14 protein-coding genes are annotated in these 17,425 nt (G+C 40.3%); 12 read left to right on the top strand and 2 right to left on the bottom strand.

What is annotated here, in order from left to right; all coding sequences use genetic code 11:
• Positions 1–777, bottom strand: a 777-nt coding sequence (locus WN50_RS31885; protein WP_152964734.1) for an RNA-guided endonuclease InsQ/TnpB family protein, incomplete at its 3' end; no start/stop codon positions are given.
• A 322-nt stretch (positions 778–1,099) separates the two neighbouring features.
• Here WN50_RS31885 and ftsH point away from each other — a divergent pair.
• From ftsH to WN50_RS06905, 8 genes are all read left to right on the top strand, one after another.
• The gene (ftsH, locus tag WN50_RS06870) at positions 1,100–3,019 is read left to right on the top strand and encodes an ATP-dependent zinc metalloprotease FtsH (RefSeq protein WP_046280389.1); all 1,920 of its coding nucleotides are present in this window, start codon (positions 1,100–1,102) and stop codon (positions 3,017–3,019) included.
• Positions 3,020–3,116: 97 nt separating this feature from the next.
• A complete protein-coding gene (locus WN50_RS06875) occupies positions 3,117–3,515 on the top strand; it encodes an MAPEG family protein (protein ID WP_046280390.1) in 399 nt (132 codons plus the stop codon).
• Between the two features lie 49 nt (positions 3,516–3,564).
• Entirely contained in the window at positions 3,565–3,747 is a 183-nt protein-coding gene (locus WN50_RS06880; RefSeq protein WP_046280391.1) for a hypothetical protein, read from the top strand.
• Positions 3,731–3,919 (top strand): hypothetical protein, encoded by a 189-nt coding sequence (locus WN50_RS06885; RefSeq protein ID WP_046280392.1) that lies wholly within the window; start codon positions 3,731–3,733, stop codon positions 3,917–3,919. Before WN50_RS06880 ends, WN50_RS06885 begins: the two co-directional genes overlap by 17 nt.
• A 15-nt stretch (positions 3,920–3,934) precedes the next feature.
• Positions 3,935–5,566 carry a hormogonium polysaccharide biosynthesis protein HpsL gene (gene hpsL / locus WN50_RS06890; RefSeq protein WP_046280393.1) on the top strand — a complete coding sequence of 544 codons (1,632 nt, stop codon included), beginning with the start codon at positions 3,935–3,937 and terminating at the stop codon, positions 5,564–5,566.
• Between the two features lie 354 nt (positions 5,567–5,920).
• The gene (locus WN50_RS06895) at positions 5,921–7,513 is read left to right on the top strand and encodes a hypothetical protein (protein ID WP_046280394.1); all 1,593 of its coding nucleotides are present in this window, start codon (positions 5,921–5,923) and stop codon (positions 7,511–7,513) included.
• Between the two features lie 103 nt (positions 7,514–7,616).
• Complete coding sequence (locus WN50_RS06900) at positions 7,617–9,353, top strand: glycosyltransferase family 39 protein (protein WP_049558543.1); 1,737 nt, start codon at positions 7,617–7,619, stop codon at positions 9,351–9,353.
• Positions 9,354–9,629: 276 nt separating this feature from the next.
• Complete coding sequence (locus WN50_RS06905) at positions 9,630–10,976, top strand: glycosyltransferase family 4 protein (protein WP_046280396.1); 1,347 nt, start codon at positions 9,630–9,632, stop codon at positions 10,974–10,976.
• A gap of 5 nt (positions 10,977–10,981) precedes the next feature.
• Here the strand turns inward: WN50_RS06905 and WN50_RS06910 are convergent, their stop codons facing one another.
• Complete coding sequence (locus tag WN50_RS06910) at positions 10,982–12,760, bottom strand: hypothetical protein (protein ID WP_046280397.1); 1,779 nt, start codon at positions 12,758–12,760, stop codon at positions 10,982–10,984.
• 135 nt (positions 12,761–12,895) lie between these two features.
• On the opposite strand from WN50_RS06910, the gene WN50_RS06915 reads away from it, so the two are divergent.
• From WN50_RS06915 to WN50_RS31890, 4 genes are all read left to right on the top strand, one after another.
• Positions 12,896–13,687, top strand: coding sequence for a class I SAM-dependent methyltransferase (locus tag WN50_RS06915; protein ID WP_046280398.1), 792 nt, complete (start codon positions 12,896–12,898; stop codon positions 13,685–13,687).
• Positions 13,684–15,435, top strand: coding sequence for a hypothetical protein (locus WN50_RS06920; protein ID WP_046280399.1), 1,752 nt, complete (start codon positions 13,684–13,686; stop codon positions 15,433–15,435). Before WN50_RS06915 ends, WN50_RS06920 begins: the two co-directional genes overlap by 4 nt.
• Positions 15,436–15,465: 30 nt before the next feature.
• Positions 15,466–17,010, top strand: coding sequence for a DUF6798 domain-containing protein (locus WN50_RS06925; protein ID WP_046280400.1), 1,545 nt, complete (start codon positions 15,466–15,468; stop codon positions 17,008–17,010).
• 186 nt (positions 17,011–17,196) lie between these two features.
• Positions 17,197–17,425, top strand: a 229-nt coding sequence (locus tag WN50_RS31890; protein ID WP_152964733.1) for a helix-turn-helix domain-containing protein, incomplete at its 3' end; no start/stop codon positions are given.

The raw sequence follows: 17,425 nt of genomic DNA on the forward strand, positions 1-17,425 counted from the left end.
TAGTTGAGTTGTTAGCTTGTGGGTATGGTCGCGCCTGCAATCGGCAATTTTAGCTTGAATTCGAGCTACTTTAATTCTTGCTTTCTCTCTGTTCAGAGAACCTTTGGTTTTTCGACTTAAAGACTTTTGAGCGAGTCGAAGTTTTTTATAGAGTTTATCGTAATGCTTGGGGTTGGAAACTTTAACGCCATCGGACGTGGTAAACAGACTGGTAATTCCCAGATCAATTCCCACTTTTTTATCGATGGGTTTTAGTTGGTGGTCTGTTGGATCGTCAATTTTCAAAGAAACAAACCATCTTCCACTCGGGTCTAATTTGACCGTTATTGTTGAGGGTGTACAACCAGTAGGAAGTTGACGACTCCATCGAATTGGCAAGGGTTCAAAGCACTTAGCAATGTAGACTTGACCCTCTTTAAACTTAAAGGCCGACTTGGTAAATTCGGCACTGCCACCGTTACGTTTTATCTTGAAGTTTGGGTATTTTGCCCGACCCGCAAAGAAGTTACTGAAAGCGGTTTGCAAGTGCCTTAAACTCTGTTGAAGGGGAACACAACTGACCTCGTTTAAGAAGTCTAATTCCTCTTCAAACTTCCAGTTTGTCAACATCGAAGAAGTCTGAGAATAGCCAACTCGTTTTTTCTGCTCATACCACGCCTCGGTGCGTGCAGCTAGTGCTTTATTGTACACCAGGCGGACGCATCCCAATGTCCTCCTCAACAGATCTTCCTGTTCAGGAGTAGGGTAAAAACGGTAGCGATAGGCTTTCTCAGTCATGCCTCATAGTTTAACAGATGTCTTGTGAAGACGTTAAACTTATTGAATAAAGCCGTCAATCACGGACGGGGTTTCAGACCCAAAATTTCGATGAAGTCAGAGAACAGTTTTTGAGAGGCCGAGTAAAAATAGCTCTAATCGTTACCACCTAATAATATTCCTCTTTTGTGACTCGTTGAAAGAACGAACTCACGAAAAAGCTAGACTATTTATAAAAAAAATAAGGTTAAAATTGATTCACAGAGGCCTAGAGAACGTTAAACTAAAAGATACACCCCCACTGACCATGACGTAATAGCAACAGCGAAAAAGGCACAGAAATATGAAAAGCTCCTGGAAACAAGTATGGATTGGACGGCTTGCGACTGGTGCTTTGACAGTTCGATCCATCAAAAACCGACACCTCTGGCGAATATTGGGCAGTTGGATGATTACTCAAGGCATACTCTTGGGAACTCCAGCCTTAGCCGATAACACTCCGAAATCCCTAGACTACAGCGAACTGTTGCAGAAAATGGAGGCGGGGGAAGTTCAACGTATCGAAGAAGATCCAGCTCGACAAATTGCTAAAGTCACCCTGAAAGGAGACGAAAAAGCAACTTCTCCCTATGTTGTGCAGTTATTTGATCGCAACCCCGAACTGTTACAGACAGCACGCGCCCAAAACATTGATTATGAGGTAAGACCCACTGCTGATAACAGCGCAGCAATGGGGTTAATTGTCAATCTCTTGGTGATCTTTGTCGTCTTGGCATTTTTGCTGATGATTCTTCGCCGTTCAACCCAGGCGTCTGGACAAGCGATGAACTTTGGCAAATCAAGAGCCAGATTTCAAATGGAAGCAAAAACCGGGATTTTGTTTGATGATGTCGCCGGAATTGAAGAAGCCAAAGAAGAATTGCAGGAAGTTGTCACCTTCTTGAAACAGCCAGAACGCTTTACCGCGATCGGTGCGAAGATTCCTAAAGGGGTTCTGCTGGTAGGGCCGCCCGGAACAGGAAAAACCCTCCTCGCCAAAGCGATCGCCGGAGAAGCAGGTGTCCCTTTCTTCAGCATTTCCGGTTCAGAATTTGTGGAAATGTTTGTCGGAGTCGGGGCTTCCCGGGTGCGCGATCTGTTTAGAAAAGCCAAAGAAAATTCTCCCTGTATTGTGTTTATTGATGAAATTGATGCGGTCGGTCGTCAGCGAGGCGCAGGAATAGGCGGAGGGAACGATGAACGGGAACAAACCCTCAACCAGTTACTCACCGAAATGGATGGCTTTGAAGGCAATACAGGCATTATTATCATTGCCGCAACCAACCGCCCTGATGTCTTAGATACCGCTCTATTGCGTCCGGGTCGTTTTGATCGACAGGTGATTGTTGATTTACCCGGTTATAACGGTCGCTTAGGTATTTTAAAGGTTCACGCCCGTAATAAAAAACTTTCTGATGATGTCTCTTTAGAAGCGATCGCCCGTCGGACTCCGGGTTTTTCTGGGGCTGATCTGGCGAACTTGTTGAATGAAGCGGCAATTCTCACCGCCCGACGCCGCAAAGAGTCGATTTCTCTACTGGAAATTGATGATGCGGTTGATCGGATCACAATTGGTTTAGCCTTAACTCCCTTGCTTGATAGCAAGAAAAAACGGCTGATTGCTTACCATGAAATCGGACACGCGCTGTTAATGACGCTGTTGGAAAATTCCGATCCGCTTAATAAAGTGACGATCATTCCTCGTTCCGGCGGAGTGGGCGGTTTTGCTCAACAAGTCTTTAATGAAGAAATGGTTGATAGCGGTTTGTATACCCGATCTTGGTTGGTGGATCAAATTACCATTGCATTAGGGGGACGCGCCTCAGAAGAGGTGATCTTTGGGGATGCGGAAATCACCGTCGGGGCGAGTAACGATATCCAACGGGTGACGAATTTAGCTCGGGAAATGGTGACTCGTTACGGAATGTCGGACTTGGGGCCAGTTTCTTTGGAAAGTCCGAGTTCGGAAGTCTTTCTCGGTCGCGGATGGCCAGCCCAGTCCGAATATTCTGAAAAAATCGCTACCCAAATCGATCATCAAGTCCGGGAAATTGCCTTGCATTGTTATCAAAGAGCCTGTGAAATTGTCCTGGAAAATCGAGCCTTGATGGATCATCTCGTAGAATTATTGCTTGAACGGGAAACCATCGAAGGTGATGAATTCCGTCGTATTGTTGCTGAGTACACCCCTCTGCCTCAAAAACAACTGACCGAAAGCCGCTAAGTGTTCAGCAAACCTCCGAAGTCAAAATTCTTTCTCTAACAAGACTCAGAAGGGTTAGCATAGGGGAAGAAAACAGCAATTCAACAAGGGGGTTCTGATGTCATATTGGCCGAGTTTAGTGACGGTGATCGCTCTACTTGTGTATTTTGTTTTAACGCTTAATGTCGGTCGAGCGAGAGCTAAATATAAGATTATGCCACCTCAAATGAGTGGTGATCCGAATTTTGAGCGAGTTGTCCGAGTTCAACAAAATACACTAGAACAACTCGTTCTTTTCTTGCCTGCATTATGGTTATTTTCAGAGTTTATTAGTCCGACTTGGGGGGCGAGTCTCGGTGCTATTTGGATTATTGGACGTATTGTTTATGCTTGGGGTTACTATCAGGCTGCCGAAAAACGATTTCTCGGTTTTGCGCTCGGCAGTCTCTCCCTTTTTACATTACTCGGAGGCTCGTTAGTGGGGATTATTTTCCCTCTTGTTCAGCCTTTAATTTAGCTGAACAGAGATATCAATTGTCAATCCTCACTTGAGATCAAGCATTAAAATGTCTGAGAAAAATCACCCGAAAAACCCCATCTTTCAAGTCAACGAAAAGATGTATCAACAGTTGTTAGAGTGGCAACAACACCTCGAACACACTCACCCTGAAAACACAACTGATCACGACTTAAACCCAACAGAGCCAGATCTTGCAAGAAATACCAATCAAAATGACAAGCAACCTTGAAGTTCTGAAGGTAGCCTTATTAAAGGCTCAAACTGCCGCTCAACTCAAGGCATTAATTATTCACCATACTCACGAAGAGATCCTACAAGCTTATGATCGGCTAGGATTGGATCAACAGATAAAAGTTCAGAAAATTTGGCAAGGAGAACTTGAATCCAAGTTATTTTACTGATACCAGAGTGCTTCAATGTCAAACCCCAAAAGCAAACCTAAACCCGCCGAGGCGCAGAATTCTTTAGACTCTGCCCGTGATAGCGGGGAGGAAAATTTTGAGACGAATTTTGAGACGAATTTTGAGGATGAAACTCAAACACCCGAGAAAATACCTTTCGTCCTCGGGGTGACAGGGGGGGCTTTTCTCGTGGGTTGTTTGATGTTTGGAAATGGCTTATCGTTGAATATAATTTTATTGGCAATCACTGCCATTTTTTGTTTGACTCTATCTTACCGATATCCCCGTACAGCCCTTTGGATTTTCCTCATTTATACTCCATTTGCGGGTACTGTTGCTTACTGGATTGGTAACGATCATCCGATTTTTCATTTAGCAAAAGATGGATTCTATTTTCCGGCTTTGATCGCGATTATTCAAACCGCACGTAAACAGCATTTACCCCTAATTATTCCCAAGTCTTTAAAAATACCGCTTTTGAGCTTATTAGGAATTTCAATTCTGACCTTAATCTACGTCAATGGCGGACAACAACTCAGTTCAAATCCCGGCGGAAAGGCTTTATTATTGGGGGTTTTTGGTCTAAAAGTTTTGATGGGATATATTCCCCTGATCCTCTGTGCTTATGTCCTGATTCGCAATCGAGAAGAACTCCATTTCTTGACTCGTTTACAGGTGATTCTGGTGATTATTTGCTGTGTTTTAGGCGTGATCCAATATTGGTTAGTGGTCACAGGTCGATGCCCTGATAATACGGGTCTCCCTGAACATTTACTACTCCGAGCAAATCTCCAACGAAAATGTTTAGTGGGGGGAGCATTAGGCTACTATGCGGCTGATAATTTTATTCGTTTACCGGGTACATTTGTCGCCCCTTGGCATTGGGCTTGGTTTTTAATTTCTAGTAGTTTTTTCTGCTTTTCAACGGCATTTAGTGACCCTAAATTGTCTTGGCGAACCGTCGGTTGGTTGTCTTTGTCTCTCGTGGTATTAAATGCGACTCTCTGCGGTCAACGTACAGCTTTATTAGCGGTTCCGATGATTATTGTTATTTTAGTGATTGCAACCAGTCACATTCCTCAACTCAAACGGTTAGTCATTCTTTTATTAGGAATTGTTTTATTTATGGGGGGAACTCATCTCCTTTTTCCGAGTATTATTGCCCAACGAATGGAGAGTTTTATTTCTCGTTGGAATGCTTCTCCCCCGACGGAATTTGTGACAGACCAAGCAGAATGGACGGCGAGCAAACATGAAGGCGTATTAGGAAATGGTTTAGGACGGGCTACAAATGCGGGGCGTGCCTTGGGAGATACCCGACTGATAGAAACTTATTATCCGAAGTTACTTTACGAAATTGGGCCGTTAGGTGTAATCGCCTTTTTTGCTGTGGTTACGACCCTAACTTTTCAAGGGTTTAAAGCTTATCATCAAGTTCAAGATCCCAGTTTACGAGGTTACGGTGTTATTTTTTGGGTGTTTATTTTTATGATTAGTTATAACTCTTATTGGTATCCCCTCGATACAGATCCAGTTGCGGTTTATTATTGGTTTTTTGCGGGAGTATTATTGAAGTTACCCCATCTCGAACGAGAAGAAATCAAAATATTAGCAGCAGAAGAAATTGAGCTACAAAAGTCTGAGTAAGGCAATAGGCGCTCATTGTTAACTGCTCACTGTAAAAACTGGTGGCTGGTCAGTATCCTCAAGGATACTAACTGACTTTGAAGTGTCTACTTTTCATCCCAAAAAGTCTGTTCTAAACTCAAAATATAGCGCTTCGGGCAAGGCAAGAGGCAAAAGCATAAAGTCCTGTACCTCAGCAGTATGATAATTGCTATATTGCGATGGTTCTCATAGCCGTCTGTAGACTCAACCGTTAAATTTTCACTCAATTTAGTCTCTATTCTCAAATCTGGGGATAGAGACTTTGTAGATTCATGCAGTAAAATAAGCTGTTATGTTAATATTCTGTGCATCCGCCAACCTCTGTTTTGTATCGTGAGTAGAGATCTCTTTGCCCGTGAAGCCCTCGCCCAAATACCCAAAATTCTAACCCTGTTAGACCGAAATCCCCACAGCCCTACCTATGGCTGTTTTGACCGCAATTTTTGGCATTATAAAATTATTGATTTCCCCAGTGGGATGGCGCAGGAGTTCGTCTGGCCCTTAGCTTTGGCTTACGAGACGAATATTACGGATAATCCCTATTACAAACAACCGATGCTGCGGGAATGGGTAGAGGCGGGTATTATCTACGCGGCTCGTACTAGCCATCCTGATGGTTCCTGTGATGACTATTTTCCTTTTGAACGAGCGACGGGAGCGGCGGCTTTTTCTCTGTTGGCTTGTGTAGAAAGTTATATTTTATTAGGATTAATGGATTATGAGGCGTTACAGTTTTTTGAACGACGGGCAAATTGGCTGGCAAATCACTACGAAAGCGGTCAATTATCAAACCATGAAGCCTTAATTATTCTCTGTTTAGAACGCTTAAGCCAACTCTTACAAACCTCTAAATGGCGGCGGACAATTGCCAGCCGTTTAGATCGGTTATTATCCTGGCAAAGTTCAGAAGGATGGTTTAAAGAATATGCTGGGTGTGACCCGGGTTATCATACGCTAACAATCTCTTGTTTAGCACAATTTGATCGTCTTAAACCCGATAACCGCTTAAAAGATGCGCTTTCTAAAGCGGTTGAAGTGGCGGCTCATTTTATTCATCCTGACGGCAGTTATGGCGGCGAATATGCCAGTCGCAATACTTATAATTTCTTTCCGCATGGCTTTGAATTAGTGGGTCTCTGGCTTCCCGATGCCCTGCGAATTAATGATCAATTTTTGCAAGGTTTAAAAGAGGGTTTAGGGGCTTGTTATGGCGACGATCATATTATTGGTCATCATACTTGGAATTATCTGTTAGCATGGCGAGATTTTATTCCTGAACGTCCTCAACCGATGCCCCGTGATGTCGCGAGTATTTGGTTACAGGAAGCGCAAATTTTGATTAAACGCCGACCCGGAGTAGAATTATATATTGCCCTGAATAAAGGGGGTGTATTTAAACTGTTTAGAGAGGACAAGTTAGTGGTTTCAGACAGTCATTTATCTTTGCAAGTTCGACAAGGAAGAAAGTTTAAAAATGCAGTTAGTCACTTAATTGATTCCTACGCTGTTAAAGTTGAACAAGATGAAATTTCAGTAGCCGGACAATTGGGTTGGGCAAAACAAACTCAAATGTCTCCGATTAAATTAATGATTTTACGAGTTGTCATGTTAACCTTTGGGCGGTTTTTTCCGAACTTAATTCGCAAGCTTTTACAGAAAATGTTAATCACGGGAAAAGAACCTGCTCCTTTTAGATTTAAACGCTATTTTCGCTGGGAAAACAATCAATGGCAGATTACAGATGAATTATCGGCTACCTCTTGGCAGGGGATAACAGGTGCAGGAATTGGCAGTGATCAAACCTCAATATATGTGGTGATGAGTCGGACGTTTCAACGAGGTCAATTACAACCTTGGTTAGATTTAACGCCGGATATTAAAAAACTATCTTCCGGTCAATCGTTCAAAATAGAACGGAGTTTTTAAAGCTTCAGAGTAGCCTGTAGGCTTCCTCAAATCAGACCGATGATGCGAAATTTGGCGTTTATCAAGGTATATCTTGTATAAGTTCATGACAAAACAAACCTCTATGCAAACTTTTTGGGCTTTTCACAGAAGTCGCTTTTACGGCTTGTTGTTGTTGGGCTGTTGGTTTGTGTTGGCTTTGGGTTTGCGACTGACTTTGTTGGCTTCTAAACCCGTCTGGAGTGATGAATTTGCCACCCTCGTCTTTAGTTTAGGGCATCGTTTCCGCAGTTTGCCTTTTGATGTGCCGATTTCTCTGGACACTTTGCTGTCTCCGTTGCGACTGGACTCTACTACCTCTATTGCGTCAGTACCGGAAAATTTATTCCGGGAGAGCAACCATCCGCCTGTGTATTTCATGCTGACTCATCTTTGGGTGAAGCTGTTTGGTCAGGATGGGGATTTTGTTTCGATTTGGGGGGCGCGATCGCTGAGTGCTATCCTGGGAGCGGCTACGGTTCCGGCTATGTTTGCACTGGCTTGGCTGGCGTTTCGTTCTTCTCTGGTTGCACAAATGGCGGCGGCTTTGATGGCTATTTCTCCCTATGGCGTTTATTTGGCACAGGAAGCCCGACACTACACCTTAGCGGTCATTTTTATTATAGCATCTCTCGGCTGCTTAATTACAACAATTTTAAAAATTCAACAAAAAAATTCTCTACCTGTTTGGATCGGTTTATTGTGGGTTATCATCAATACTCTGGGGATTGCTGTCCATTTCTTTGTTGTTTTTACGCTGGCTGCTGAAGGTCTAGTTATGTTGGCATTTTGGTTAAAAAGTTGCCAATTTAAACCGTTTAAAATTCCCCCTTGGAAAACCTGGAGAGGTGTTTATATTGCCGCAGTGGGGAGTGCAGTCGGAGGGTTAGTTTGGCTGCCGATTTTTCTGAATATTTCTAATCCTGATAGTGAGTTAATTCGCTGGACGTTTCATGGTGATCCGGTGGGAGATTTTCTCGAACCGATTGTTCGATTGATTGCCTGGATTAGTACAATGATTGTCATTTTGCCTGTAGAAAATCAGCCGTTATCTGTAATAGTGCTTTCGGGTTTGATGATTTTGGGTGTCGTTGTTTTAACAGGGAAACTTCTAAAAGACAGTTGGCTGTTATATCCGCAACATTGGCGATGGCCTAAAATGATTTTAGCGGGATTTATAACCAGCGCGATTTTAATAATTCTCACCATCACCTATGGTTTTAGCATGGATTTAACGCTGGTTGCTCGTTATCATTTTACCTATTTTCCGGCGATTATTCTTCTGGTTGCTGCGGCTTTTGCGGTGTGTTGGGAAATACCAGGAAAATATTATTGGCGACAGAAAGGAATTGTATTGATTGGATGTGTAGGATTAATAGGAGCATTCACGGTGGCGACTCATCTCGCTTATCAAAAACCGGATCGTTCTGATTTGGCGGCTGATTATATTGCTGAATCTTTAACGCCAAACATCCCAACTTTAATTGCAACCGTTCATAAAAGTCACGAACAAACAGGAGAAATGATGAGTATTGCTTGGGAGTTGAAGCGCTTAGGAATAACAGAGAATCTGCCGCAATTTATTCTCGCTCAAAAACTTGGTAATCCAGAGATTCCCATGACAACACTCAGCCGTACCATTGATCGTTCAAGCCGACCTGTGAATTTATGGTTAATCAATTTTTCAGCTCCCTTTGAACCGGAAATGCACAACTGTAGTCACGAACCAGATTTTAAGTCTGAAGTTCCAGGCTATCATTTACGAATGTATCGCTGCTTGTCATCAAAGCAATCTAGCAAGTCTGGGAATTTCTTTGTTTAGATGAAACATTAATTCTCTATAAAGTTTCCCAAAAATCGTATAGTTTTCTACCAAAAAACAGATTGATTCATTTTGAACACTGTTATAATAACGTAGATGTCAATCTGGGTGCGTTCAAGTCGAAAATAAACTTATGTAGCTAGACATTTAGAGCATTAATCTTCTCATGTTACATTCACTTTATTTTCACATTTTAAAGAGCCATTCGACCTGTTGTTAGTAGGATTTTAAAAAAGGTCGCTTTTCTTGTAAACCAGTCGTTAATCGGACAAAAAAATGACAGCACCAACAAACAAAAAACTGAAAATTTTACTCGTCCTAGAGCAATGCAACCCGGATTGGCCCTCTGTACCGTTGGTTGGGTACAACTTTTTTAAAGCCATTCGTCAACTTGCAGATGTCACTCTCGTGACCCACGAAAGAAATAAACCTGCATTGGAAAACAAAGGATATGAAAATATTGTTTATATTCCTGAAAGTGCTGCCATCAAACAATATTATAAATCGGTTCCCAGTTTAGTTATGAAAGGTCGAGTCAATTGGCCTTTATATCATCTCCTCAGCTATCCCGTTTATGCCGAGTTTGATCATCGTGTGTATCAAGCTTTTAAGCAAAAAGTTCTTCAAGGAGAATACGATATCGTTCATGCCATGACGCCGATAATGCCACGATATCCTCAGAAGATTATCCAGGCTTGTCAAAAGAAAAATATTCCTTTTCTATTAGGGCCAGTTAATGGCGGAATTCCATTTCCTCCGGGGTTTCAAGAAACAGCCAAAAAAGAAAATGCAGGTCTTAATTTCTTAAGAGTCTTAGGTCGATATCTAATTCCGGGTTATGTTGAAACCTACAAAAAAGCGACTCACATTTTTTCCGGTTCGACCTATACGTTAAGCCTGGTGCAGAAACTCTTTGCCATTCCCGATGAAAGAATTTCTCTTTTATCTGAAAATGGTATTGATCATGACTCTATTATTGAAGTAGAAAGATCTGCAATTTCAGATCGTCCGATAAACCTCTTATTTGTAGGGCGGCTGGTTCCTTATAAATGTGCGGATGTTGTGATTGAAGCCATTGGAAAATTAGAATCTTCCCTGAAAAATCGAGTGAAACTCACCATCGTAGGAGAGGGTTCAGAAAAAGGGAATCTAGAGAAAATGGTGCAGGATTTGCACTTGAGTAATCAGGTTAACTTTACGGGTTGGGTTCCTCAAGAAGAAACGGTTAATTACTACCGACAAGCAGATGTTTTTTGCTTTCCCTCCATCCGAGAATTTGGGGGTGCGGTTGTCATAGAAGCGATGGCTTGTGGACTTCCTTGTATTGTTGTTAATTACGGTGGTATTGGCGAATATGTAACCGAAAAAACTGGATTCAAAATAGAACCTCGTTCCCGTGAATATGTCGTTGAACAGGTGAAAGAAAAAATCAAAATTTTGGCTGAAGATCAACAATTATACTCTCAGATGTCTGTTAACTCTGTTGAAAGAGCCAAAGACTTTATCTGGAGTAATAAAGCCCTGAAAATTTCTGAAGTTTATCAAGAAATACTCAACTCCTCTCAGACGGCTTCAGACTCAAATCCCACCCAGTCAGTCCGCCAACTTTATCACACGGTTTGAGAAACTTATGGAGTTTTAGAGACTTTTAAAATACAGTTTGCATCCACAACAATGAAAGTATCTGTTTGATAGACTGAACAGGCACTAACTAATGTGGTAATCACCGCAGGGGGAGTCTTTGCTTTAAGTATAGATGCGACTTCCTCTGCTTTAAATTCCCATTGTCTGAACCAATTATTATCCGTTAAATAGTAGGGAACAAAAGCATTATCATCGAGTAGAATTAAATCAACACCATAAGTTTGAATGAAATTCCGTAAAACTTCTATATTTTGAGTATATTGAGCATCAATTAAATCCATTGCTCTTTGGCGAATTTGACGATGATAACCCACTTGATAGGGAATTGAATATTCCCAAGCGATTAAAACAGAACGTTGAGCAAAGGAGGGAATATTATCAGCTTCTTGTGATAGACTAGCAATCAGTATATCTTTGGGTTGTTGAGATAAAAAGTCATGGAGACTCGCTTCTTTAGGTTCTCTGTAGCTAGGAGAGGTGAATTCGTCAAGGAATGAAGGATAAAAAATCACCGCAATACCAAGGATTATCGTTACTCCTAAAGCGATGAATGAACGCAGTTTAAATTTGATACTTCTTGAAAAGATTTGATCGTTTTTGAGTTGATAACTTGAATGTTTTTCCGCAAAACTTAAAATAGAATCAATCAAAACTGTTAAAGTAATTCCCGTAGAAATGGCAATTAAAAGATAAAAACTATGATTGATGTATCGACTGGGTAAAAACAAATAAAAGAGAAAAAGATGAGCCAAGAAAAAAAGACTCAGAGACACGAATAACAGTTGCATAAAAAACACCGAGTTTTTAATCTGTTTAACCAGGGGAAACTGACAGGTAAACTTGATTAAAATCGGTAAAAACAAGCCGAAACAAAGGGTAAGAGGACTTAATAACTCTCGAGGAATCATGCCACTCCGAATTCCTAAAAACCAATATTCAATAGGATTATCATTGAAAAAACTTCCTCGTCCTCTGGGTTGAAATTCGGGTAAATTTCTGGCTTCTGCAACGTTAATAATAGGCCCATATTCCGATGAACTGATTAAATAGGAAAGCAGCATTAAACTTGCCAGGATTAATCCCATCAGATAAAATATAAACAGTTTTTTATTAGAATTTAAGCGTATTTTATGATTTTTAAATTGAATTAAATTTATCACAAATAATCCGGCTGATACAAGTACAGTTGGAGGATAAAATAATCCTTGTAAAATCAGAGCAGTTAAACAAGGAATCGTTGATTTTTTGAGGAAATAGTAGAGAAATGCCAAAAATAGCGGATAAGAAAAGGATGAAGCGATCGCTGCGACAAAAATATCCTTCATCCAGATACTTTGATTAAACAACAAAGACGCGATAAATGCGGCGAAGGGAACGGGGAAAAGTTGTAAACAAATCCCGAAACAATAACCAGTCATGATCACCCCTAAAACCAATGGCAAACATTTATTAATCACCATTGGATCAAGACCAAAATGAATAAAAAACCGATAAACAGCAGTCAGTCCTACAGGTTCAACAGATTGAAAAAAGTCGGCTATTAAATCATTGGGAAATAATTCGGTATCAACAAAACGTCGCATCCAAAAAATATGCTTACGAGCATCATCTTGAACGACATATTCTCCATCAAAAGCTTGCTGTAAAACAAGAATACTATAGATGACGCTAAACGTCAGACTGAGTGAAAACCAAAATAGGGTTCGTTGCCGGGATGCAGTCTGTGGAGTCGTGAGAAATTGACGCAAGCGTTGAACGAACATAGCACCTCGATCTATAATGATTTCGGAATTATTCTGTCCGTAATACGATCAGAAATTTCGCCGGATGATTAACGTAACAAATTAGCACATTAGACGGTATTATCAGGATGAATCACGTCTATCTCAACTGAAGTTATGACGGAAATCAACTCAGATAGTCTACCCCTCTACGCGAAGAACCCTCTAACTCGGTTCTCCCCCAGAGCGAGGGAATATGCTAAGTATAGACCGAGTTATCCTTCCGAAGCGATCGCAAATATTCTAAACGGATTGGGTAATGTTAACACAATTATTGCGGCGGATATCGGCGCAGGGACGGGAATTTCTGCGCGTTTATTGGCGGATAAAGGGATTCAAGTGTTAGCCGTTGAACCGAATGCAGCGATGAGAAAGATGGCGACTCCTCATCCCCGAGTTGAGTGGTTAGAAGGGACAGCCGAAGCCACTTATTTAGCCGATCAATCTGTTGATTTAGTGACGACTTTTCAAGCGTTTCATTGGTTTAATCCTGAACCGACTCTCCGAGAATTTTATCGGATTTTAAAACCATCTGGACGAGTTGCGATTGTCTGGAATCATCGCTATCGAAAGGATAAATTTACTCAAGAATATAGTACCATCTTTAAGCAATCATCTCAATATCATTCCATTCTCCAGAAAAAACATCCCAGACCGATTACGGCACTCCTAGAAAGTTCAGCTTTTGAAAATCAGCGTCATCAAATGTTTAGCCATTATCAAGCCTTAGATGTAACTGAATTAATCGGTCGAACTCAAAGTGCTTCCTATATTCCGATTCAGGGTCGTGAAGCCGAAGAAATTATCGCTGAGTTGCAGGAATTATACCACAGATGGAAAGATGAACAAGGATTAGTTTATATTGTATATCGCACCGATGTCTATCTAGCTGAAGTCAAGGAGAAATGATTTTAACAATTTTTCAAATCCCCATTTTGCCTGTACAAAGTTTTTTAACTCGTTCTTCTACTAAAATTGGGCGTTCATCAATCAAGTTTTGGCTCAGTTTGAGCTTGACCTTTGCAACGATTTACAGTTTATTAGCAGTACAAGAAGCTTTTAGCAGTGAGTATGTTATTCAAGATGATGCGAGAAAACATATTTTTTGGATGCAGAGGTTTCTTGATGCTGAGTTGTTTACTGATGATTTAATAGCTGACTATTTTCAATCCGTAGCACCTGAAGGTTATCGAAGTTTATATTGGCTATTTACCCATTTAGGAATCGATCCTATTTTTATCGGTAAAATTATTCCTTTGGGACTAGATATTGTTGCGACTTTTTATTGTTTTTACGTCGCTTTAGAACTGTTACCTCTTCCTTTGTCTGGGTTTATTTCATCAATTTTACTCAATCAACAACTTTGGTTCAATGATGACTTAGTATCAGGCACACCTAGATCATTTGTTTATCCGTTGTTTTTAGGATTTCTCTATTATCTACTGCGAAAATCTGTTTTAGGAGTTGCCATCTTTATCGCCCTATTAGGACTATTTTACCCGCAAGCTGTGTTAATTAGTGCAGGTATTTTAATCCTCAGACTATTTGACTGGAATAAAAAATCAGTCCGTTTAACGAACGATATCAAAAATCCCTGGGTTAGCATTATTGGACTGGGAATAACTTTTATAGTTGTTTTATATTATGCGGCGACTTCGAGTGAATTTGCACCCGTGATTTCCGTTGCTGAAGCTAAAACAATGTCGGAGTTTGGAGGAGCGGGAAATAGTGCATTTTTTCAAGATAATCTCTGGGATTTTTTCATCACAGGTCAACGCAGTGGTTTATTCCCCAAATATTTATTTAGACCTCCACTGATGATCGCAGGTTTATTACTTCCATTGCTGTTTTTATTCAAAGCAAGACTTCCACTCTTGCAAAAAATCACCCCTAATATCAACATATTACCCTCGGTTTTAATCTCCTCTATCAGTTGGTTTATCGCCGCTCATTTGATGTTGTTCAAACTCCATCTTCCCAGTCGTTATACCTGTTATACCTTTCGTCTGTGTTTAGCGTTAGCAGCAGGAATAAGCCTCTGTGTATTATTAGATATCGTGTTAACTTGGGCGAGTCAATATCCCCGTAAAAAAGCCAAACGGGTGATCGCTTTTAGTTTAACAGTCTGTCTCGGACTCGGAATTATTTTAGGGTCTTGCTTTTGGGGAAAGTTTCCAAAAACAAGCTTTATTTTTGCCAAAGAAACCGAAATTTATCACTTTTTTTCCCAGCAACCGAAAGATACTTTAATTGCTTCAATTTCTAAAGTAGCGGATAATATTCCGAGCTTTTCTCAACGTTCAGTTTGGGTCGCTTGGGAATATGCAATTCCCTATCATTTAGGGTATTACAGTCAAATTCAGCAACGAGCGATGGAGTTAATTAAAGCTCAATATAGTTCTGATTTAACTGTAGTACAAAATTTGATTAAAACTCATCAATTTGATTTTATTGTCTTAGACAACATAGCATTTACGCCGGAATATCTGTTAAAAAATCACTGGTTAAGACAATGGTATCATTCTTTAGGTCAAGAGATTTTAGCTGATTTTGAGCAAGGAAAAACTCCTGCTCTGAGTCAAACCCTGCAACAATGTTCTGTATTAACAACAGAAAAGGTCATGGTTTTAGAAGCAGATTGTCTGATGGAATTATAAAAATGAAAACAGGAGGAGACCTTGAAAACAGTGATCAATTTAAAGATTTTAAAATCCAGATTATCTGTCCTCTGGGAAATTTTAATATTAGGGATAGTTCTCGGAATTTCCTATGTTCAGGAACCGCTTTATACCTCGAATCAAAATACTAAATTTTTGCAGGGACTCGCCAAAGCTGGACTCGGATACCTCAATCAAGATTGGCTAGCGAATACATTAGACCCTTTACCTGTTTTTACAGCTTTAGTTCACTTAACTTATGCTTATTTACATCCCTACTGCTTTTATTTTTATTATATTATTTTGTTCGGAATCTATGTCTATAGTTTTATCGGAATAGCTGAGAGCTTATTTAAGTTTAACACAAACGTTAAACCAATTATTTATCTTGTTTTTATTGTCACAATACACTGTCTAAAAATCCAAATATTAGACTTTAAAACCCATATCTATCTCCATTCAGGTGTCGCTGAACAATACATTTTAGGAGACTACTTTCAAACCAGTAACTTTGGGATTTTGATTATTTTATCCATTCACTTATTTCTGCGAGAACAAATATTCTGGTCTTTATTCGCATTAGCGGGAGCAGCAACAGTTCATCCGGCTTATCTTCCGAGTGCAGCCTTAATCACGTTATCCTATCTGAGTATTTTATATAAAAAAGGAGAACCAATTAAACAAATATTCCTCGTTGGTTGGGTATCCTTTCTCTTGGTGTTACCTGTAACGCTGTATATGTTTTTTGTGTTTCAACCCACCTCTCCCGAAGTCGCAACACTCGCGAAAAGTTTAATAGTTAGTCGTATTCCCCATCATTCTTTTCCAACAGCTTGGTTTGATCACATTGCATTCGTACAAATTTTAGTGATTGTTTTAGCGATTTATCTGGTTCGGAAAACTGAAATATTTTTAATTTTATTCATTCCATTTACCGTCGCAACAGTTGCAACATTATTCCAATTTTTAATCAATAATAATACATTAGGATTTATCACTCCTTGGCGGGTTTCCGCCTTTTTAGTTCCCTTATCAACAGCTCTGATTCTTGCGGTTTTTCTCGCTAACCTCTTTGATCAATTTCCAGGCTTTTTACAAAAATATCAAAAATCTATTGTGTTTCTCAGTTTAATCATTCTCTCGCTTTATGTCATTGTCGGTGCTGAAGACCAAATTAGACAACTACAAAACCGCCCCGATTATGCAAATTTGATGGATTTTGTCAAGTCAAAAAAACAACCCGAAGATTTATATTTAGTCCCTCATACGTCTGGAAACTTTATCGAATTCCGATTATATACAGGTGTACCCATTTTAGCGAATTATAAATCTCATCCTTATAAAGATATTGAAGTCATCGAATGGCATAATCGATTAATGATGGCACAGAGATTTTATTCCCCCGACTTTCGAGCAACACGATGTCAAGCCTTAGAAGAGGTCGTCAAAACTTATCAAATCAGTCATGTAATCACAGAACTCGGTGATACGAATCCTTGTGCGGGTTGGACGATGATTTATGATGATCAAAGGTACAAAGTTTATCAACCCATACCCAAAACCCCCTTAAATTAATTGCTCATGAGCTGAAGGTTGTAAACTCTTGTTTAGAGATGCTGTTCTCCACAGACAACAGCCCCAGCTTCAACCCGGGATAAATTTGGTACAATTCTGGAGACAGGTCAAAATGTCTAGAGCAGTAACTTAGTAGACGATTTATGGTACAACACGGTACTATCTGTAAGATCAGATAATAGATCTATGCAACGAGCCTTCAAGACCAAACTGAAGCTGAACAACCGTCAAAGAACCTTAATGGCGACCCACGCCGGATATTCTAGGTGGGTTTGGAACTGGGCGTTAGCGATGTGGAATGAAGCTTACAAACAGGGTTTAAAACCTTCAACGAATAAGCTAAAAAAGTTCTACACCAATCACATTAAGCCAAACTATCCCTGGCAGTCAACGCTAAGTTCTAGAGTTTATCAAT

The organism is Limnoraphis robusta CS-951 (assembly GCF_000972705.2).

What these genes read in the sequence shown, in the direction of transcription:
- WN50_RS06880 (WP_046280391.1), top strand. Translation starts at nt 3,565, where the DNA reads ATGTCTGAGAAAAATCACCCGAAAAACCCCATCTTTCAAGTCAACGAA.
- WN50_RS06910 (WP_046280397.1), bottom strand. Translation starts at nt 12,760, where the DNA reads ATGTTCGTTCAACGCTTGCGTCAATTTCTCACGACTCCACAGACTGCA.
- ftsH (WP_046280389.1), top strand. Translation starts at nt 1,100, where the DNA reads ATGAAAAGCTCCTGGAAACAAGTATGGATTGGACGGCTTGCGACTGGT.
- WN50_RS06875 (WP_046280390.1), top strand. Translation starts at nt 3,117, where the DNA reads ATGTCATATTGGCCGAGTTTAGTGACGGTGATCGCTCTACTTGTGTAT.
- WN50_RS06900 (WP_049558543.1), top strand. Translation starts at nt 7,617, where the DNA reads ATGCAAACTTTTTGGGCTTTTCACAGAAGTCGCTTTTACGGCTTGTTG.
- WN50_RS06905 (WP_046280396.1), top strand. Translation starts at nt 9,630, where the DNA reads ATGACAGCACCAACAAACAAAAAACTGAAAATTTTACTCGTCCTAGAG.
- hpsL (WP_046280393.1), top strand. Translation starts at nt 3,935, where the DNA reads ATGTCAAACCCCAAAAGCAAACCTAAACCCGCCGAGGCGCAGAATTCT.
- WN50_RS06920 (WP_046280399.1), top strand. Translation starts at nt 13,684, where the DNA reads ATGATTTTAACAATTTTTCAAATCCCCATTTTGCCTGTACAAAGTTTT.
- WN50_RS06885 (WP_046280392.1), top strand. Translation starts at nt 3,731, where the DNA reads ATGACAAGCAACCTTGAAGTTCTGAAGGTAGCCTTATTAAAGGCTCAA.
- WN50_RS06915 (WP_046280398.1), top strand. Translation starts at nt 12,896, where the DNA reads ATGACGGAAATCAACTCAGATAGTCTACCCCTCTACGCGAAGAACCCT.